17 protein-coding genes are annotated in these 18,221 nt (G+C 73.2%); 6 read left to right on the top strand and 11 right to left on the bottom strand.

Annotation, left to right across the window (positions count from 1 at the left end):
- The first annotated feature begins 96 nt into the window (after nt 1–96).
- The gene (locus PZB77_RS25735; protein ID WP_275494999.1) at nt 97–708 is read left to right on the top strand and encodes a hypothetical protein; all 612 of its coding nucleotides are present in this window, start codon (nt 97–99) and stop codon (nt 706–708) included.
- Between the two features lie 49 nt (nt 709–757).
- On the opposite strand, the gene soxR is transcribed toward PZB77_RS25735, so the two are convergent.
- Complete coding sequence (gene soxR, locus PZB77_RS25730) at nt 758–1,285, bottom strand: redox-sensitive transcriptional activator SoxR (protein ID WP_275494998.1); 528 nt, start codon at nt 1,283–1,285, stop codon at nt 758–760.
- 122 nt (nt 1,286–1,407) lie between these two features.
- Between soxR and PZB77_RS25725 the strand changes: the two genes are divergently transcribed.
- Entirely contained in the window at nt 1,408–1,869 is a 462-nt protein-coding gene (locus PZB77_RS25725; protein ID WP_275494997.1) for a MaoC family dehydratase, read from the top strand.
- A gap of 185 nt (nt 1,870–2,054) precedes the next feature.
- Here PZB77_RS25725 and PZB77_RS25720 read toward each other — a convergent pair whose 3' ends face one another.
- From PZB77_RS25720 to PZB77_RS25710, 3 genes are all read right to left on the bottom strand, one after another.
- On the bottom strand, nt 2,055–2,678 hold the full coding sequence (locus PZB77_RS25720; protein WP_275496220.1) for a TetR/AcrR family transcriptional regulator: 624 nt from the start codon (nt 2,676–2,678) through the stop codon (nt 2,055–2,057).
- A 211-nt stretch (nt 2,679–2,889) separates the two neighbouring features.
- A complete protein-coding gene (locus PZB77_RS25715) occupies nt 2,890–3,180 on the bottom strand; it encodes a YiaA/YiaB family inner membrane protein (RefSeq protein WP_275494996.1) in 291 nt (96 codons plus the stop codon).
- 128 nt (nt 3,181–3,308) lie between these two features.
- Nucleotides 3,309–4,460 (bottom strand): acyl-CoA dehydrogenase family protein, encoded by a 1,152-nt coding sequence (locus tag PZB77_RS25710; protein ID WP_275494995.1) that lies wholly within the window; start codon nt 4,458–4,460, stop codon nt 3,309–3,311.
- 275 nt (nt 4,461–4,735) lie between these two features.
- On the opposite strand from PZB77_RS25710, the gene PZB77_RS25705 reads away from it, so the two are divergent.
- The 3 genes from PZB77_RS25705 to ppk2 all read left to right on the top strand — a co-directional run bounded on the left by PZB77_RS25705 (nt 4,736) and on the right by ppk2 (nt 7,526).
- Nucleotides 4,736–5,398: a TetR/AcrR family transcriptional regulator C-terminal domain-containing protein gene (locus PZB77_RS25705; RefSeq protein WP_275494994.1), complete on the top strand. Its 663-nt coding sequence runs from the start codon at nt 4,736–4,738 to the stop codon at nt 5,396–5,398.
- An 84-nt stretch (nt 5,399–5,482) separates the two neighbouring features.
- Nucleotides 5,483–6,463 carry a DMT family transporter gene (locus PZB77_RS25700; RefSeq protein ID WP_275494993.1) on the top strand — a complete coding sequence of 327 codons (981 nt, stop codon included), beginning with the start codon at nt 5,483–5,485 and terminating at the stop codon, nt 6,461–6,463.
- Nucleotides 6,429–7,526 (top strand): polyphosphate kinase 2, encoded by a 1,098-nt coding sequence (gene ppk2 / locus PZB77_RS25695; protein WP_275494992.1) that lies wholly within the window; start codon nt 6,429–6,431, stop codon nt 7,524–7,526. The genes PZB77_RS25700 and ppk2 overlap by 35 nt, the downstream gene beginning before the upstream one ends.
- Before the next feature lie 118 nt (nt 7,527–7,644).
- Here the strand turns inward: ppk2 and PZB77_RS25690 are convergent, their stop codons facing one another.
- The 5 genes from PZB77_RS25690 to PZB77_RS25670 all read right to left on the bottom strand — a co-directional run bounded on the left by PZB77_RS25690 (nt 7,645) and on the right by PZB77_RS25670 (nt 13,275).
- Complete coding sequence (locus tag PZB77_RS25690) at nt 7,645–8,724, bottom strand: Zn-dependent alcohol dehydrogenase (protein WP_275494991.1); 1,080 nt, start codon at nt 8,722–8,724, stop codon at nt 7,645–7,647.
- 239 nt (nt 8,725–8,963) lie between these two features.
- A complete protein-coding gene (locus PZB77_RS25685; protein WP_275494990.1) occupies nt 8,964–10,358 on the bottom strand; it encodes an aldehyde dehydrogenase family protein in 1,395 nt (464 codons plus the stop codon).
- Between the two features lie 312 nt (nt 10,359–10,670).
- Nucleotides 10,671–11,456: an ABC transporter permease gene (locus tag PZB77_RS25680; protein ID WP_275494989.1), complete on the bottom strand. Its 786-nt coding sequence runs from the start codon at nt 11,454–11,456 to the stop codon at nt 10,671–10,673.
- Nucleotides 11,453–12,445: an ATP-binding cassette domain-containing protein gene (locus tag PZB77_RS25675; protein ID WP_275494988.1), complete on the bottom strand. Its 993-nt coding sequence runs from the start codon at nt 12,443–12,445 to the stop codon at nt 11,453–11,455. Before PZB77_RS25675 ends, PZB77_RS25680 begins: the two co-directional genes overlap by 4 nt.
- A gap of 158 nt (nt 12,446–12,603) precedes the next feature.
- Nucleotides 12,604–13,275 (bottom strand): DUF4097 family beta strand repeat-containing protein, encoded by a 672-nt coding sequence (locus PZB77_RS25670; protein WP_275494987.1) that lies wholly within the window; start codon nt 13,273–13,275, stop codon nt 12,604–12,606.
- Nucleotides 13,276–13,530: 255 nt separating this feature from the next.
- Here PZB77_RS25670 and PZB77_RS25665 point away from each other — a divergent pair, with 255 nt between their 5' ends.
- Nucleotides 13,531–14,271: a helix-turn-helix domain-containing protein gene (locus tag PZB77_RS25665; protein ID WP_275494986.1), complete on the top strand. Its 741-nt coding sequence runs from the start codon at nt 13,531–13,533 to the stop codon at nt 14,269–14,271.
- Between the two features lie 76 nt (nt 14,272–14,347).
- Here PZB77_RS25665 and PZB77_RS25660 read toward each other — a convergent pair whose 3' ends face one another.
- A complete protein-coding gene (locus PZB77_RS25660; RefSeq protein ID WP_275494985.1) occupies nt 14,348–15,778 on the bottom strand; it encodes an ABC transporter ATP-binding protein in 1,431 nt (476 codons plus the stop codon).
- Nucleotides 15,779–16,027: 249 nt separating this feature from the next.
- Nucleotides 16,028–18,208, bottom strand: coding sequence for a molybdopterin-dependent oxidoreductase (locus PZB77_RS25655; protein WP_275494984.1), 2,181 nt, complete (start codon nt 18,206–18,208; stop codon nt 16,028–16,030).
- Nucleotides 18,209–18,221 lie beyond the last annotated feature (13 nt).

Raw genomic sequence — 18,221 nt, 5'->3', positions numbered from 1 at the left:
ATCCGTGGCCGGAAAACACCTTTCGCGGGCACCAGAACGGGCAGGCGTACGTCCACTCCCCGACAGACACACCCGAACGACGGAGGTGGCGGTGGTATGGCCGGTTTCCGGAGTCTCGCGAGACAGGTCCGCGATCCCCGGGCCGATCTGGCCCTGCGGCGGTACTCGCTGCGCAAATGCCTGGAACGGTTCGCCCCCTACGGGCACCGGGCGACCTGGGACCACCTGTGCGCCCGGCACGGGTTCGGCCCGGAGGACCGGGCCCCCGACCCGGCGCGGCTGACGGGCGCGCTGGCCGAGCTGGAGGCGGCCCGGGCCCTCTGGCTGGCGTACGAGGCGGGGTTCGCCGAACGGCGGCGCCGCGAGAAGCACGAAGGGCTCAGGCGGCCGGGCAGCTTCGACGCCTGGCACCGGCGGATCTGGGGCGGCAACGGCGTGGCCCGCTGCGCCGACCCCGGCACCCACCCGAGCGCCCCGCTCCCCGAGGTGCTGCACCGGCTGATCGCCGCGCTCGACGCGGAGCCCGGGACGGCCTGCCCGGTCTGCGCGGAGACCCGGATCGTCTGGCGCCAGGACGTACGGCCCGGGCCCCGGTCCGGACCCGAGTGCACGGGGTGCGGCATCCTGCTGCCGCAGTCGGCCCTGACACCGGGCACGCTCGCACGGGCGCACCGGATACGGCACCAGCAGCTGACCTCGGCGGCCTGAGGCGGGAAGGGAGCTGCCGCCCGGACGCGGGCGGCGGCCCCCGCCCGCGTCACTCCGGCGGCCGGGGCGCCGGTCCGGCGGCGGCCTCCGTGCGGGTCGTTCCGGCGGCCGGGGCGCCGCTCCGGCGCTCCGGCATCAGCCGTGAACCGGCCATTGTCTCGCCGGAGATGTCGTCGGGGTTGGAGAGGACGCAGTTCTCCAGCGAGAGGCAGCCGCAGCCGATGCACTCCGTGAGGTGGTCGCGCAGTCGGCCGAGCTGCTTGATGCGCTCGTCCAGTTCGGTGCGCCACGCCCCGGAGAGCCGAGCCCAGTCCTCCCGGGTGGGGGTGCGCTCGTCGGGCAGTTCCGCGAGCGCCTCGCGGATGGTGGCCAGCGGGATGCCGACCCGCTGCGCCGCACGGACGAAGGCGACCCTGCGCAGGGCGTCCCTTCCGTAGCGGCGCTGGTTGCCTCCGGTGCGGCGGCTGGTGATCAGTCCCTTGGACTCGTAGAAGTGCAGGGCCGAGACGGCCGCGCCGCTGCGCGCGGCGAGTTGGCCGACGGTGAGCTCGTGGAGCGACTGGGGAATCTGGGGCACGTCCCGAACCTACTGCGCGGTCGGCCGCGGTCCCGCACTTCGTTGACAGGAGCCCTCGGCCACTCCATGCTGAGCAAGCGCTTAGACATCGAGGCAGTGAGCCGGAAGGCAGGACCAGGACCATGGCAGAGCCGAAGATCTTCACCTCCGCACAGGAGCTGCGCGACGGTGTGGGCGAGCAGTTGGGCCACAGCGACTGGCTGGAGATCGACCAGAAGCGGATCGACCTGTTCGCCGAGGCGACCGGCGACCACCAGTGGATCCACACCGATCCGGAACGCGCGGCGACCGGCCCGTTCGGCACGACGATCGCCCACGGGTACCTCACGCTGTCCCTGCTGCCCGCCCTCGTCCCGCAGGTCATGGCGGTCCAGGGCGCGAAGATGGGCATCAACTACGGCACCAACAAGGTCCGTTTCCCCTCGACGGTCCCGGTCGGCTCGCGACTGCGCGCGACCGCCGTGCTGAAGAGCGTCGAAGAGGCGGGCGGCGGGGTGCAGATCACCGCGGTCGTCACCGTGGAACGCGAGGGCGGCGAGAAGCCGGCCTGTGTCGCGGAGTCGGTCTCGCGCTACTACTTCTGAGCAGGGCACCCGGCGGGCCCGCCCCTGCGCGACGACGGGCCGGCCGCACCCCGCGTCCTCGGGGTGCGGCCGGCCCGTCGTCGCGCACGGCTCGCACACCGCGACCGGAGCGCGTTACCGGCGGGCCGGCCTCGGCGAGGGCCGTGAGGGCGCGCCCGGCGGTCGCGGGCCGCGCGCACGAGCCGTTACTTCTGGGTGCCGACCATGCGCAGCACCAGGTCCACGTAGAGCGCGCCCACCTCTTCGGGCGTCCGGCTGCCCTGGGCGTTGAACCAGCGCGAGACGTCGATGCAGAGCGAGAGGACGGCGAGAGCGGTGCCCGGCACGTCGGGGACGTCGAACTCCCCGGCCTCCACGCCCTCGGCGATGATCCGCCGCATGGCCGCGTCGGTCCGTCGGCGCAACTCGATGATCTCCGCGCGGTGTTCGTCGCTCAGCGCGTCGAGTTCGTACTGCACCACCCGCGCGGTGGCGAAGCGCTCCGCGTGCCAGAGGACGAAGGACCGGACGGCCAGGGCGAGTCGGTCCGCGGGGCGGCCGTCGCCGTCCGCCGCCGCGTCCAGCAGGGAGAGCGCCCGGTCGTGGCCGATGCGGCTGATCCGGTGGAGCAGCTCTTCCTTCGTCTTGTAGTGGATGTAGAGGGCCGCCGGGCTCATGCCCGCCCGGCCGGCGATGTCACGGGTGGTCGTCGCGTGGTAGCCGCGCTCGGCGAAGGCCTCGACCGCCGCCACGAGGAGCCGCCGGGCGGCCTCGGGGGTCACCTCGGCCCACGGCGTCTCCTGGCCGTCGCTCTCCTCCGCCGTACTCATCGTCACGCGCCCCTCTCCGTCCACCGGACGACCACCATACCCCGAACCTGAGCAAGCGCTTAGGTTCTCGCCCGCAGGATAGCGCCGCCCGCGCGAAAGGGGGAGGTCAGGACCGTACGACGGACGCGCCCCCCGAGACCGCCCGGTTTCCGGGTGGTCTCGAGGGGCGGGGAGGGCGAGCACGGCCGGGCCGGCGGACCGGCGTCGGCGGTCAGAGCTTCTGGAAGGGGTCGTGCTCGGCGAGGATCTTCTCCAGCCGCGCCTGGTCGACGCGGCTGACGATCCGGCCCTCCTCCTGGCGGTCGCGGATGACCTTGGCGAGGGTGAAGCACGAGGTGACGAGGTAGAGGACGCCGATGGCGAGGAAGCCCCGCACCCACGCGTCCGCGTCGAGGAAGAAGACGCCGATGGCCACCGCCCCCATCGCCACTCCGAAGGAGAGGACGGCCTGGCCGTAGTAGGCGCCGGTGTTCTGCTGCTTGACGGATGTCGTGTCGCTCATGCCCCCGAGCTTGCGCCCGCACGGCGGACCGCCGCATCCGTGCCCGTACTCACTCCGTACTCAGGCCGGCACCGCGACGGCCCGCGGCCCCGGCCCCCGCAGGGCGGGTGGTCGGGAAGCGCCGCCGGTCAGAAGGCGGAGATCCCGGTCAGCGCGCGGCCGATGATCAGCTTCTGGATCTGGCTGGTCCCCTCGTAGAGGGTCATCACGCGGGCGTCGCGGACCAGCTTGCCCACCGGGTACTCGTCGATGTAGCCGTATCCGCCGAACACCTGCAGGGCGTTGTTGGCGCAGCGGACGGCGGCTTCGGAGGCGAAGAGCTTGGCCTGGGAGGCGGCGGTGGCGAAGGGTTCGCCCCGGTCGACGAGGTCGGCGACCCGCCACGTGAGGAGGCGGGCGGCGTCCACGTCCACGGCGATGTCGCTGATGAGTTCCTGGACCAGCTGGTAGCCCGCGATGGGCTTGCCGAACTGCTGCCGTTCACCCGCGTACCCGATCGCCGCGTCCATGGCCGCCTGCGCGATCCCCACGCAGCCGGCCGCCACCGACATGCGCCCCTTGGCGAGGGCGGACATCGCGATCGAGAACCCCTTGCCCTCCGGACCCGTCAGCGCGGAGGCGGGGACCCGGACGCCCTCCAGGACCAGTTCGGCGGTGGCCTGGCCGCGCAGGCCGAGCTTGCCGTGGACGGTGTGACGGGTCAGGCCGGGCGTGTCGGTGGGGACCAGGAAGGCGGAGACGCCCTTGTGGCCCGGTGTGTCGTTGGTGCGGGCGAAGAGCAGCACGACATCGGCCCAGGTGCCGTTGGTGATGAACATCTTGGTGCCGTCGATGACGTAGTCGTCGCCGTCGCGTACGGCCTTCGTCGTCAGGTTCCCCGCGTCCGAACCGGTGCCGGGCTCGGTGAGCCCGAAGCAGCCGATCAGGTCGCCGGAGGTGAGGCCGGGCAGCCAGCGGCGCTTCTGCTCCTCGTCCCCCCAGGAGGCGATGGTCTTGGCGACCAGCCCGAGGGAGACGGAGACGATGCCGCGCACCGACGAGTCACCGCGCCCCAGCTCCTCGGTGACCAGGCAGTACGCGAGGTGGTCACCGCCCGAACCGCCGTACTCCTCCGGCACGGTGAGCCCCAGGAAGCCCAGGGCTCCCAGCTTCTTCACGATCGACCTGTCGACACTCTCGGCACGGTCCCAGGCGGCGACGTGCGGAGCGACCTCCCGGGTCACGAAGTCCCGGGCCAGGCGGCGGACCGCTTCCTGTTCCTCGCCGAGCTCCAGGTTCATCGCACTTCACTCCTCCGCGTCGGGGTACCGCTCCCACCGGACCACTGATCCACCGGCGCTTTGCTTTAATTAGCACTGCTAGTTTCGTGTCGGAGCCCACTATGTGCCGCACGGCCGGAAGGCGCAAGCCCTTCCGGCCCGACGGGGCACCGCGGCTTCCGGCACCTCCCCGCGTGCCCGACCGCGCTCCGGGAGCCGCCCCGCCCCCGGCGGCCGCCGCCCCGTCCCCACGCCGGCCTTCGGGCGCCCCGGCGGCAGGCCCTACGATGTGGCGCATGGCCCGACCTCGTACCCCCCTCCTGAGCAGAGACCGGATCGTCGAGGCGGCGGGTGCGCTCGTGGACGCGGAAGGGCTCGGCGCCGTCTCCACCCGGCGGCTCGCGGGCGAGCTGGGGGTCAGCGGGCCGTCGTTGTACAACCACTTCCGGAACAAGGACGAGATCCTCGACGCGGTCGCCGACGCGGTCTCCGCCCAGGTCGACCTGTCGATGTTCGACCCGGCCGATCCGCGGGACTGGCGCGCCTCCCTGCACGACTGGGCCGTCTCCTACCGCGCCGCACTCGCCGCGCACCCGCACATCGTGCCGGTGCTGGCGCAGGGCCCCGGGCGGCGGCCCGCCGGGCTGCGGGTGGCCGACGCGGTCTTCGGCGCGATGGTCGACGCGGGGTGGCCGCGCGCCCAGGCGACGTACATTGGGGCGCTGATGCGGTACTTCGTCACCGGCTCCGCGCTGGGGTCCTTCGCGCGCGGTTTCGTGGACGACGAGACGGCGTACGACCCCGCCGACTACCCGCACCTGGGCCAGGCGCACCTGCTCGCCGACCACCGCCAGCAGGTGGACGAGGGCGCCTTCGAGACGGGGCTGCGGGCGCTGCTCGACGGGCTGGCGCTCCAGTACGCGCAGAGGGACCGGCGGCCGGGGCCGGCGGGGCTCTGAGAGGGACCGGGCCGGTCCGCACCCGGCCGGTACCCCCGGGACACTTCGGTGCGCGCCGAACCCGGCGCCCCGTACGGTCCTGTCATGACCCCACCGCCTGTCCCTTCCCCGCCCCGCTCCGGCCCCGACCGGCGGGCCGTCGCCGCCGCCTGCGTCACCGTCGTGCTGTGGGCGACCGCGTTCGTCTCCATCCGCAGCGCGGGCGAGGCCTACTCCCCCGGCGCGCTCGCCCTGGGCCGGTTGCTGGCCGGCTCCGCGGTGCTCGTCGTGCTGCTGCTCGTACGCCGCGAAGGGCTGCCGGCGCGCGGCGCCTGGTCCGGCATCGTCGTCTCCGGGCTGCTCTGGTTCGGGCTCTACATGGTGGTGCTGAACTGGGGCGAGCAGGAGGTCGACGCGGGGACCGCCGCGATGGTGGTGAACGTCGGGCCGGTCCTGATCGCGCTGCTCGGCGCCCGGCTGCTGGGCGAGGGCCTGCCGCGCCGACTGCTCGGCGGCATGGCGGTCTCCTTCGCGGGCGCCGTCGTCGTCGGCCTCTCCCTGTCGGAGCACGGCGGTTCGTCGGTGCTGGGAGTGCTGCTCTGCTTCCTCGCGGCCGTGGCGTACGCGGGCGGAGTGGTGGCGCAGAAGCCCGCGCTGCGGCACGGCTCCGCGCTCCAGGTCACCACGTTCGGCTGCCTGATCGGCACGGCGGGGTGCCTGCCGTTCTCGGGGGTGCTGGTCCACGAGGCCGCCGGCGCCCCGCTCTCCGCCACCCTCAACATGATCTACCTGGGTGTCTTCCCGACCGCGCTCGCCTTCACCACCTGGGCCTACGCGCTGGCACGGACCACCGCGGGCAGGATGGGCGCCACCACCTACGCGGTGCCCGCACTCGTGGTGCTGATGTCGTGGGTGCTGCTCGACGAGGTGCCGGCCGCGCTCTCCGTGCTCGGCGGGGCGCTCTGTCTGGCAGGGGTGGCGGTCTCCCGGACCCGTCCGCAGACTGGGCGGACGCGGAAGGTCGTGGCCGAGCCGGTGGAGGGAACCCCCGATGGCGTCGAGCAACAGCAGCCCGAACGGACCTGAGAAGCACGGGCGGCGGTCCCGGCGGGGCGAGGAGAACCGGCCCCGGGGCGGCCCGCCCCGTACGGGCGGCACCGCGCCCGGGGCAGCGGCGGGAGCGGGTCCGGCGTCGGAGGCGGAGGCGGACCGCGCCGCCCGCTTGGGCGGCCCCTACCTCCAGGGGTTCGGGGTCCGCGACCGGGGCGACGACGATCCGGAGCTGGTCACCCCGGAGGGCCGCGCCCGGGACGCCTGGCGGGAGGACTACCCGTATCCGGAGAAGCTCGGCCGCAAGGCGTACGACAAGCGCAAACGCGCCCTCCAGATCGAGCTGATCAAGCTCCAGCACTGGGTGAAGGAGCACGACGAGCGCTTGGTGATCCTCTTCGAAGGGCGTGACGCGGCCGGCAAGGGCGGCACCATCAAGCGGTTCACCGAACACCTCAACCCACGCGGCGCCCGGGTGGTGGCGCTGGAGAAGCCGACCGGACGCGAGCGGTCCCAGTGGTACTTCCAGCGGTACACCGTCCATCTGCCGACGGCGGGCGAGATCGTCCTCTTCGACCGGTCCTGGTACAACCGGGCCGGAGTGGAGCGGGTGATGGGGTTCTGCTCCACCCGCGAGTACCTGGAGTTCATGCACCAGGCACCGGGGTTCGAGCGGATGCTGGTGCGCGACGGCATCCACATCGTGAAGTTCTGGTTCTCGGTCTCCCGCAACGAGCAGCGCAACCGGTTCATGATCCGGCAGATCGACCCGGTGCGCCGCTGGAAGCTGAGCCCGGTCGACCTGGCATCGCTCGACAAGTGGGACGCGTACACCGAGGCCAAGGAGTTGATGCTCTTCCACACCGACACGGCGGACGCGCCCTGGACGGTGGTGAAGAGCAACGACAAGAAGCGGGCACGGCTGGAGGCGATGCGCCACGTGCTGGACCGCTTCGACTACCCGGGCAAGGACCCCTCGGTGGTCGGGACGCCCGATCCACTGATCGTCGGTCCGGCGTCCCGGCTCTTCGAGGAGGGTGAGATGGACGCGCGCCTGCTCGCCCCGCGCCCTCCCGGCACGGCGGCGCGGGAGGGCTGAACCGGGCGCGGCACCGCCGGGTGCACGCCGACGGACGCACGGCGCCCCGGGGTTCACGCCGGCGGGCGGACGGCATCGCGGGACGCGTGTCGGCAGGCGCGTCCGGGGCCCGGGGCCCTCAGAAGGTCACCAGGGCCCGGCCGCCCTTCCCGGCGATCATGTTCTCGAAGGCGGCGGGGATGCCGTCGAGCGAGATCCGCTCGGTGACCATCATCGACACGTCGAAGCGGCCCGCGCGGATGTGGTCGGCGAGCACCGGCAGATCGCGTTCCGGGTCGCTGTTGCCGTACACGCAGCCGGTCAGCGAGCGGCCCCAGTGGAAGATCTCCAGGGCGTTGAAGGTGACGTCCTGGTCCTTGGCGCCGATCCCGACGACCGTGGTGCGCCCGCCCCTGCGGGTGGACTCCCAGGCGGTACGGATGGTCCGGGCGAGGCCCACGCACTCCACCGCCACGTCCGCGCCCACCCCGTCGGTGAGCTTGCGGATCTCGCGCGGGGTGGTGGCGGAGGCGACGACGTAGTCGGTGGCCCCCGCGGCGCGGGCCAGCTCCTCCTTCTCCGGCGAGACGTCCACGGCGATGATCCGGGAGGCCCCGGCGATGCGCGCCGACTGGAGCACCGCGAGACCGACCCCGCCGATCCCGAACACGGCCACCGTCTCCCCGGCGCGCACGCGGGCGGAGTGGTGGACCGCACCGTAACCGGTGAGCACCGCGCAGCCGAGGAGAGCCGCGTCGGTGAGCGGGATGCCCGCGGGGGCGGGCAGCACGCAGTTCGCGGCGACCAGGGTCTCCTGCGCGAACGCGGCGACGTTCAGGCCGGGATGGAGCTCGGTGCCGTCCGCCCGGCGGGCGTGGATGTTCGCGGCGCCCTTCAGGGCGTCGGCGCAGAGCCAGATCTCACCGATCCGGCAGGGGTGGCACTTCCCGCACGACGGTGCCCAGTTGAGGACGACCGCGTCGCCCGGGACGACGTGGGCGACGCCCTCGCCGACCTCCAGCACGGTGCCCGCGCCCTCGTGCCCGAGGACGCAGGGCACCGGCAGCCGCATGGTGCCGTTGCTGAGGGAGAGGTCGGAGTGGCAGACCCCGGCTGCGGCGAGACTGATCCTGACCTGGCCGGGTCCGGTCTCGGGCAGCTCGATGTCGGTGATCTCCAGGGGCGCTTGGACGGCGGGCAGTACGGCGGCGCGGATCACGGACGGCTCCTGGTGTGGTCGGCCGGGCCCCGGCGGGCCCGGCGGGCGGTCTGGCGGAACACGGAAGCGGGCTCCTGGCCGGCGGATGGTGAGACGGACTCCGGGACGGACTCCGCCGAAAACGCGCTCGGAACCCGGTGGGCGGGACCGCGGAGTGGCGGCCGCGGCCATGGACTCGCCGCGGGAACCGCGGCGTCGCGGTCAGGACTCCGGGGCTGCGTCACGTCGGACGGCCGCGGTCAGAACTGGAGGGACTTCGTCTGGAGGTACTCGGCGAGTCCGTGCGGGCCGAGCTCGCGGCCGACGCCCGACTGCTTGTAACCGCCGAAGGGGGCCAGGGGGTTGAACCGGCCGCCGTTGATGTCGACCTGCCCGGTGTCCATCCGGCGGGCGAAGGCCGCGGCCCGCTCGTCGTCGGCCGCCCAGACCGCACCGGCCAGGCCGTAGACGGTGCCGTTGGCGATGCGGAGGGCGTCCTCCTCGTCCTCGTACCGCAGGATCGAGAGGACCGGCCCGAAGATCTCCTCCTGGGCGATCGCCATCTCGGGGGTGACGTCGGCGAAGACGGTGGGGCTGACGTAGTAGCCCTCCTGGCGGGGGGAGTCCGGACCGCCGGCGACGAGCCGGGCACCCTCCGCCACGCCCTTCTCGATGTAACCGCGCACCCGGTCGAGCTGCTTGGCGTTGACGACGGGGCCGATCCGCTCGCCGGGGACGTACTTGGCGACGGCCGCCGCGGCGAGGGCAACCGCTTCCTCGTACCGCTCCGCGTCCACCAGCATCCGGGTCCACGCGCTGCACGTCTGGCCGGAGTTGGACATCACGTTGGCGACGCCGACGTTGACGGCCTTGGCGAGGTCGGCGCCGGGGAGGATGACGTTGGCGGACTTGCCGCCGAGCTCCAGCGCGACGCGCTTGACGGCGCCGCTCGCGGTGGCGCCGATCGACCTGCCGACCGCCGTGGAACCGGTGAAGGAGACGAGGTCGACGCCGGGGTGCTCGGCGAGTGCCTGTCCGGCGACCGGACCGAGCCCGGTGACCAGGTTGAAGACACCGGCCGGGAGACCGGCTTCCCCGGTCGCCTCGGCGAAGATCTGCGCGGTCAGCGGGGTGTCCTCGGCCGGCTTGAGGACGACCGTGCAGCCGGCGGCCAGCGCGGGGGCCACCTTGGCGACGATCTGGTGGAGCGGGTAGTTCCACGGGGTGATCGCACCGACGACCCCGACCGGCTCGTGCAGCACGGTGGAGTTGCCGAGCTTCTCCTCGAAGGCGTAGGTGGCGGCGAGTTCGGCGTACGAGCCGGCGACCAGCACCGGGACACCCGCGTGCACGGTCTGCGAGAGCCGGAGCGGGGAGCCGAGTTCGGCGGTGATCGTCGCGGCGATCTCCTCCGCGCGGGAGGCGAGGACGTCACGGAGGGCGGCCAGCCGTGCGGCCCGCCCGGCGGGGGGAGTGGCCGCCCAGCCGGGGAACGCGGCGCGCGCGGCGCGTACGGCGGCGTCCACGTCGGCGGCCGTACCGGCGGGCACCTGCGCGATGACCCGCTCGTCCGCCGGGTTCACGACCGCGATGGTGTCGCGGCCCTCCGCGGGCCGCCATTCGCCGCCGATGTACATCCCGTCATGGGCCTTCATGGCTGTTCCTCCCGGGCTTGCGGTGGCTGCGTGCTCTGCGCGTCCGTGCGTGCGAACCGGTGCTGTCCGCGGATCGGGGACACCCGCCGCGTCGGGCGCGGCGGCGGTCCGGACCCCCAAACTAGCGCTGTTAGTTTTTGGGCGCCAGAGCCGCCGGGAGACCGGGTCCGGAGACACGCGTCACGTGGCGTCGTACGCAGGCCGTTCTCCGGCGCCCCCACCGGAGGGCGGCGTACGCCCCGGCACGGTGCCGGAGTACGCCGCCCTCGGGCGGAACGGCTCGCGGGCGCCGGGCCCGCCCCTCCGCACCCGCTACTTCGGGTCGCTGTCGAACCTGGCGGTGGACCAGAAGTAGCCGAGTACGGCGAGCCCGACGCACCAGCCGACCGCGAGGAGGCCGTTGGTGCCGATCCCGGTGCCGAGGAGCAGTCCGCGCAGGGTCTCGATGGCCGGGGTGAAGGGCTGGTACTCGGCGATCGGCCGGAACCAGCCGGGCATGGTCTCGACGGGGACGAACGCGCTGGACAGGAGCGGGAGCAGGATCAACGGCATCGCGTTGTTGCTCGCCGCCTCGACGTTCGGACTGACCAGGCCCATGCCGACCGCGATCCAGGTGAGCGCCGTGGCGAAGAGGGTGAGGAGCCCGAGGGCGGCCAGCCACTCCAGGGCGGTGGCGTCCGTGGAGCGGAAGCCGATGGCGACCGAGACGAGCCCGACGAGGACCACACTGGCGACCGACTGCAGCACGCTGCTGACGACGTGCCCGACGAGGACCGATCCGCGGTGGATCGCCATGGTGCGGAAGCGGGCGATGATGCCCTCGGTCATGTCCGTCGAGACGGAGACCGCGGTCCCCACGACGGTGCTGCCGATGGTCATGAGGAGGAGACCGGGAACGATGTAGGCGATGTAGTCGGAGCGGTCCTGGCCGCCGATGCCCGCGCTCATGGTGTCGCCGAAGATGTAGACGAAGAGCAGGAGCAGCATCACCGGGGTGAGCAGCAGGTTGAGGGTCAGGGAGGGGTAGCGGCGGGCGTGGAGCAGGTTGCGGCGCAGCATGGTGGACGAGTCGCGCACGGCGAGGGCGAGGGAGCTCATCGGAGGTTCTCCACGGGCTGGTGGGGCTGGTCGGGGCCGGTTCGCGGGGTGGGGTGGGCGGTGTGGGTGAGGGCGAAGAAGACGTCGTCGAGGTCGGGGGTGTGGACGGTGAGGTGCTCGGCTTCGACGCCGGCGGCGTCGAGGCGGTCGAGGATGGTGCGCAGGTCGCGTGGACTGCCGTCACTGGCGATCTGGAGGGTGAGGGCGTCGTCGTCGTGGGTGGCGTCGGTCAGGGCGGTGGTGGCGTCGCGGTAGGTGGTGGGGTCGGTGAAGCGGAGTCGGACGTGTCCGCCGGGGACGAGGCGTTTGAGTGCGTCGGGGGTGCCGTGGGCGGCGATGGCGCCGTGGTGGAGCACGGCGACGTGGTCGGCGAGTTCGTCGGCCTCGTCGAGGTACTGGGTGGTGAGGAGGACGGTGACGCCGTCGGCGACGAGTTCGCGGACGATGCCCCACATGGTGTGGCGGGAGCGGGGGTCGAGCCCGGTGGTGGGTTCGTCGAGGAAGATGACGCGAGGACTGCCGACCAGGGTCATGGCGATGTCGAGGCGGCGTCTCATGCCGCCGGAGTAGGTGGAGGCGGGCTTCTTCGCGGCGTCGGTCAGGTCGAAGCGTTCGAGGAGCCGGGCGGTGGTGCGGCGGCCTTCGGCCCGGGTGAGGTGATGGAGGTCGGCCATGAGGAGCATGTTCTCCTCGCCGGTGATCAGTCCGTCGACGGCGGAGAACTGTCCGGTGACGCCGATCGAGGCCCGGACGGCCTGCGGGTCGCGGGTCAGGTCGTGGCCGGCGACCCGGGCCTGGCCGGCGTCGGCGGCGACGAGGGTGGAGAGGATCTTGACGACGGTGGTCTTGCCGGCCCCGTTCGGGCCGAGCAGCGCCAGCACCGAACCGGCCGGGACGGTCAGGTCGATGCCGTCGAGCACGCTCGTGTCGCCGTACGACTTGCGCAACCCGTTCGCCACGATGGCCGGGTCGGTGGTGAGGAGTGCCATGGGGAGTGCTCCTTGTCGGGGGCTGCGGACCTTCCGGAGACCCGGGCTTCCCGGCGGCCGCCCCTCCGGGAAGCCGGGGGCTGCGCACGGGTTGCGGGCGGGGTGAGGGGTTCGCGGGCCGTTCGGGGGCCGCGGGCCGTTCAGAGGCCGCGGGCCCTTCAGAGGCTGCGGGCGGTGATGTCGCCGTAGGCGGTGGTGGCGTGGATGTTCAGGCCGGCGGCGGCACCGTCGGCGTTGGCGAGGGAGTTGTGGACCCGGCCGTACGTGGTACCGGCGTCCAGGGTGGCGGAGACGCCGCGGGCGGCACCGACGGAGATCTCCCCGTGCGCGGTGCGCAGGGTGACGGTGCCGCGCACGGCCTCGGTGACGCTGAGGTCGCCCTTCTCCGTGCTGATCTCCGCGGGCCCGCCCAGGCGGCCGACGGAGATGTCCCCGGCGAGGACGGTGAGCTTGGCGCTCGCCGTCTCGTCGAGCTTGACCGTCGCCCGCTGCCCTTCGACGGTGACGTCGCCGAGCCGTCCCACGCCGCGGAGTTCGGCGTCGGCCGCCTTCACCTCGACGCTCGACCCGGCGGGCAGCTGGACCGTCACCTCGACGGATCCGGAGGGGCCGAGGATCCGGTTCGCCGCCTCGGGCGCCACGACCCGCAGCACGCCGTCCACGTGGCTGACCTCGATCCGCTCGGCGGCCTTGACGTCCCTGCCCTTCGAGGCGTCCGCCGGCAGGACCTCGACCGTGGTGTCACCCCGGTCGGCGGCGATGAACCGGATGCGCCCCGCGGGGAGTTCGACAACGGCCGAGACGGGGGCGGGGGTGGTGAACTTCTGCATCGGTCAGCTCCTTCATCCGTCGTGCGGACCCCTGTGGTCCGCCGTTTCCGATGAGAGAAACGCTACGTTGCGTTCACGGTTGGAGCAACAAAGAATTCTGCTGCATCCCCTTGTTTGCAGGTGAATTGAGGTATTTCATTGCAATGAAATGGCGACGAAAGCAACGACTCACCGCGCAACCGTTGCAATGGCTTGAGAGCGAACGCCACGGTTCCCCCTAGGCTGGGGAGACCTCGCACCACGAAGGAGAACGCGATGCCGGGAGGCAGACTCACCCAGCAGGAGCGCCAGCAGATCGCGCTGGGGCTGGCCGACGACCTCGCCTACGCGGAGATCGCCCGCCGACTCGACCGGCCGACCTCCACCATCACCCGCGAGGTCATGCGCAACGGCGGTCCCGCCGGCTACCGCGCCGATCTCGCCCACCGCGCCACCGGGCGCCGGGCGCAGCGTCCCCGGCAGGCCGCGGGCACCGGGGAGCCGGAGGCGCCCGTGGGGCACGGCCGCGAAGCCGAGGCGGTGCGCGCGTACGAGGAGGCGTTCACGACCGTCCTCGTCCAGTCCGGCCTGACCAGGATGATGGCCCGGGTCCTGGTCTGCCTCTACACCACGGACGCGGGCAGCGTCACCGCCTCCGAGCTGGTACGCCGCCTCCAGGTGAGCCCGGCAACCATCTCCAAGTCGATCGCCTACCTCGAGACCCAGGGGCTGGTCCGCCGGGAGCGCGACGAGGGCCGCCGCGAGCGGTACGTGGCCGACGACGACGTCTGGTACCAGTCGGTGATGGCCAGCGCCCGCTCCACCGCCCAGCTCGCCGACGTCGCACGTCAGGGCGTCGGTGTCCTCGGCCCGGGCACCCCGTCCGCCGTCCGCCTGGAGAACATCGCCCGCTTCACCGACTTCGTCTCGGAGAGCATCGCCCGAGCCGCCGAACAGGCCCGCGACATCCTGTACGCGAAGCCGGAGACGGCCCCGGACGGCCCCGCGGAAGGCTGACGCACGACCCGCCGGAAGGGCCGCCCCGCCGCGGCCGCGGCGGGCTCCCTCCGCGGAGGGAGCCCGCCGGCCCGGCTCAGACGTCCAGGCCCGGCACGTCCCTCGGCAGCGGGCAGATCCGCCGGCCCTGGTGGTCGAAGACGTACAGGTGCGCCAGGTCCACCAGGAGGGGCACCTGGCCGCCGGTGCGCAAGCGCATGTCCGGGCCGGTGCGCACGACGAGGTCGCCGGGGCTGACGGCCGGCCGGTCGGGGCCGGCACCCGCGTACGCTTCCCCGCCGCGGTGCGGTTCGCCGAGGGCCCCGACCGGCCCGCCGATGTGTCCGGCCTTCTCCCGCAGGCGTTCCAGGACGCCGAGGCCACCGCCCCGGCCCCAGGTGGCGCCTTCCTTGCGGCCGCCGCGCGAGGCGGGCCCGAGGTCGCCGCCGCGCCCGGGCCGGCCGGCCGCCGCGCGCCGTCGGCGCTGGGGCGTCTCGGGCCGGGCGGACTCGAGGTCGGGCACCACGGCCGGCTGCGACCCGGTGCTGAGGTGCACCAGCGCCTCGTGCCCCTGGTACTCCACGTGCTGGACGATGCCGCCGAGCGCGACCTCACCGGGGCGGGCCTGACTGGGCGGGGCGATCCGTACGGCCTCGGAGCGCAGCCCGACGATGAGGGTGCGGCCCTGCTGGATGCGGAGCAACTGGTGGTCGGGGCTGAGGGGTTCGGGCAGCGCGAGGCGCTGGCGGCCCAGGTCGAGCGACATCCGGCCTTCGAGCGGCGCGTGGACGACGGCCTGGAGGAGGTTGATCCTCGGGGTGCCGATGAAGGCGGCGACGAACACGTTCTCGGGCAGCGCGTACACCTGGCGCGGGGCGCTGACCTGCTGGAGCACCCCGCCGCGCAGCACGGCGACCCGGTCGCCGAGGGACATGGCCTCCGACTGGTCGTGCGTGACGTAGACGGTGGTGACCCCCAACTCCTTCGTGAGCTGGGCGATTTCGGCACGCAGGTGGTTGCGGAGCTTGGCGTCCAGGTTGGAGAGCGGCTCGTCCATCAGGAAGACGGAGGGGCGGCGGGAGATGGCCCGGCCCATGGCGACGCGCTGGCGTTCGCCGCCCGAGAGCTGACCCGGGTAGCGGTCGAGGACGCCCTCGATGCCCAGCATCCGCGCGGTGGCCTCGATCTGCTCGGTGTTGTCCTCGCGCGGGTTCTGGAGCTTGAGGGGGAAGCCGATGTTGCCCCGGTTCGTCATGCTCGGGTAGAGGGCGAAGTTCTGGAAGACCATCGCCATGCCCCGTTCGCGGGGCTGGAGATGGGAGGCCGGTTCGCCGTCGAGCAGGATCTCCCCCTCGGTGGCCTCCTCCAGCCCTGCGATCATCCGCAGGACGGTGGATTTGCCGCAGCCCGAGGGGCCGAGCAGCACCACGAACTCACCGGGTTCGATGTCGAGCGAGAAGCGGTCCACGGCACGCGGACCCCGTCCGTAGGTCTTGCTGATGTCCTGCAGGGAGATCGCGCGAGTCATGAGGTTCCGCCCATGGAAAAGTGATGCGGCTGCACGGTGGGGAGCGGCTGCGTGGCCTGAAGTTAGCCCACGGTGAGGGGCGTGTGAATGACTCGCGCGAAGGTTGCGACGGGAGGGGCGACGTGAGCCGGAAGTGCCAGGCGATATTCCGGTTGGCGCGATGTTTTCGCTGTTCGCCGGGGCGGGCCGAGGCGCACGGCGGTCGGCGGAGGCCCCCGGCCGGATCCCGGCCGGGGGCCTCCGCCGGACTCATTCGGCCGCGGTGACGAGGACCGGGAAGCCGTTGAGGACGGCGGTTCCGGAGAGCGGGTCGAGGAGGGTCCCGTCGAGCAGTTGGTTGACGTTGACGCCGGGCCGGGCGGCGGCGACCGCCATCCGGGTCCCGGGCCGGCCGTGTCCCCAGCCGTGGGGCAGGCTCACCACGCCGGCGCGGACCGTGTCGGTGATCTCGGTGGCCGCCTCGACCGCTCCCCCGGCCGCTTCGATCCGGGCGGTCGCGCCCTCGGTGAGGCCGATCCTGCCGGCGTCCTCGGGGTGGATCTGGAGGGTGCAGGTGTTCGTACCGCGGTTGAGGGCGGGGAGGTTGTGCATCCAGCTGTTGTTGGAGCGCAGATGGCGGCGGCCGACGAGGACGAGCGGGGCCGGGGTGTCACCGAGCGCCGCCCGCAGCCGGCCGAGATCGGCGGCGAGCGGTGCGGGGAGCAGTTCGATCCGACCGGACCGGGTCCTGAGGACCTCGGGCAGCCGGGGGCGCAACGGACCGAGGTCGATGCCGTGCGGGTGGGCGAGCAGGTCGTCCAGGGTGAGGTCGTACGGGCCCAGCCTCAGCATCAGGTCGAGCCGGCGTTCGGGGCCGTTGGCGCCGGAGAGGCGCCCGGCGAGCTCCTCGGGTGCTCCGGCCCGCTCGATCGCGGCGGCGACGGCGTGCGCGTCCACCGCTTCCGGTGCGCCGCGGTGGGTGCCACCGGCGGCGAGGATCAGCCGGGCGAGGATCTCGCTCTCGTCGAGGGCCCCCGCGTCCAACGGCACGGCGGGGCGGGTGTAGCGGACCTGGTTGCGCACCGCGAGGCTGTTGAGGGCGAAGTCGAAGTGGGCGCTGCGCGAGGGCGGTGGCGGGGGCAGCACGACGTCGGCGTGCCGGGAGGTCTCGTTGAGGTAGGGGTCGACGCTGACCATGAAGTCGAGCCCGTCGGCGAGTGCCCGGTCGAGCCGGTCGCCGTCCGGGGCGGAGAGCACCGGGTTGGCGGCCAGCACCACCAGGGCGCGGATGCGGCCCTCTCCGGGGGTGTCGATCTCCTCCGCCAGTGCGGCCATGGGGAGTTCCCCCTTGGCCTCGGGGTGTCCGGAGACCCGGCTGCGCCACCGGCCGAGGGCGAAGCCCTTGCCGGGGCCGGCCGGGCGCGGGGGGCGCGCGGTGGCGGCGAGCGGGAAGAGTGCGCCGCCGGGGCGGTCGAGGTTGCCGGTGAGGATGTTGAGGACGTCCACCAGCCAGCTGGCGAGGGTGCCGTGGGCGACGGTGCAGCTGCCGATGCGCCCGTAGACCGCCGCGGTCGGCGCGGCGGCGAGTTCCCGCGCGACGGCGCGGACGGTGGCGGGCTCCAGGTCGCAGGGGCCCGCCACCGCCTCCGGGGTGAAGTCGGCGAGGGCGTCACCGAGCCGGTCGAGCCCTTCCAGGTGCTCGGCGAGCGGACCGGGGGCGGCGAGCTTCTCGTCGACGAGTACGTGGGCGAGTGCGGCGAGCAGCAGGGCGTCCGTGCCGGGCCGGATCGCGAGGTGGCGCCCCGCCAGGTCGGCCGTGCGGGTGCGGCGCGGGTCGACGACGGTGAGCGTGCCGCCCCGGGCGAGGAGCGCCTTGAGCTTGCCGGGGAAGTCCGGCGCGGTGCAGAGACTGCCGTTGGACTCCAGGGGGTTGGCGCCGATGAGCAGCAGGTGTGCCGTGCGGTCGAGGTCGGGGACGGGGATGGCGTTGGCGTCGCCGAAGAGCAGCCCGCTGGAGACGTGCTTGGGTATCTGGTCGAGGGTGCTGGCGCTGAAGACGTTGCGGGTGCGCAGGGCGGCGATGAGCAGGGGCGGGTAGAGGCCGCCGGCCATGGTGTGGACGTTGGGGTTGCCGAGGACGATTCCGGCGCTCTGCGGGCCGTGGGCGCCGGTGATCTCGGGGAGGCGGGCGGCGACGGTCGCGAACGCCTCCTCCCAGGTCGCCTCGCGCAGGACGCCGTCGCGGCGGACGAGCGGGGTGCGGAGCCGGTCGGGGTCGGCGTCGAGGCCGCCGAAGGCGGCTCCCTTGGGGCAGATGAAGCCCCGGCTGAAGATGTCGTCGCGGTCTCCGCGCGCACCCGTGACGGTGGTCCCCTCGATGGTGAGCGTCAGCCCGCAGGTGGCCTCGCAGAGCGGGCAGACGCGCGGTGCGGTACGGGAGTTGGCGGACACGGGGCCTCCCCGG

It is taken from the genome of Streptomyces sp. AM 2-1-1 (genome assembly GCF_029167645.1).
Lineage (GTDB): Bacteria > Actinomycetota > Actinomycetes > Streptomycetales > Streptomycetaceae > Streptomyces.
Note: the sequence above shows the minus strand (reverse complement) of the source record. Positions and strands in the feature narration are given on the sequence as shown.

Coding starts and splice junctions, on each gene's coding strand:
- PZB77_RS25735 (WP_275494999.1), top strand. CDS start 97: ATGGCCGGTTTCCGGAGTCTCGCGAGACAGGTCCGCGATCCCCGGGCC.
- PZB77_RS25725 (WP_275494997.1), top strand. CDS start 1,408: ATGGCAGAGCCGAAGATCTTCACCTCCGCACAGGAGCTGCGCGACGGT.
- PZB77_RS25720 (WP_275496220.1), bottom strand. CDS start 2,678: ATGAGTACGGCGGAGGAGAGCGACGGCCAGGAGACGCCGTGGGCCGAG.
- PZB77_RS25715 (WP_275494996.1), bottom strand. CDS start 3,180: ATGAGCGACACGACATCCGTCAAGCAGCAGAACACCGGCGCCTACTAC.
- PZB77_RS25710 (WP_275494995.1), bottom strand. CDS start 4,460: ATGAACCTGGAGCTCGGCGAGGAACAGGAAGCGGTCCGCCGCCTGGCC.
- PZB77_RS25705 (WP_275494994.1), top strand. CDS start 4,736: ATGGCCCGACCTCGTACCCCCCTCCTGAGCAGAGACCGGATCGTCGAG.
- PZB77_RS25700 (WP_275494993.1), top strand. CDS start 5,483: ATGACCCCACCGCCTGTCCCTTCCCCGCCCCGCTCCGGCCCCGACCGG.
- ppk2 (WP_275494992.1), top strand. CDS start 6,429: ATGGCGTCGAGCAACAGCAGCCCGAACGGACCTGAGAAGCACGGGCGG.
- PZB77_RS25685 (WP_275494990.1), bottom strand. CDS start 10,358: ATGAAGGCCCATGACGGGATGTACATCGGCGGCGAATGGCGGCCCGCG.
- PZB77_RS25680 (WP_275494989.1), bottom strand. CDS start 11,456: ATGAGCTCCCTCGCCCTCGCCGTGCGCGACTCGTCCACCATGCTGCGC.
- PZB77_RS25675 (WP_275494988.1), bottom strand. CDS start 12,445: ATGGCACTCCTCACCACCGACCCGGCCATCGTGGCGAACGGGTTGCGC.
- PZB77_RS25670 (WP_275494987.1), bottom strand. CDS start 13,275: ATGCAGAAGTTCACCACCCCCGCCCCCGTCTCGGCCGTTGTCGAACTC.
- PZB77_RS25665 (WP_275494986.1), top strand. CDS start 13,531: ATGCCGGGAGGCAGACTCACCCAGCAGGAGCGCCAGCAGATCGCGCTG.
- PZB77_RS25660 (WP_275494985.1), bottom strand. CDS start 15,778: ATGACTCGCGCGATCTCCCTGCAGGACATCAGCAAGACCTACGGACGG.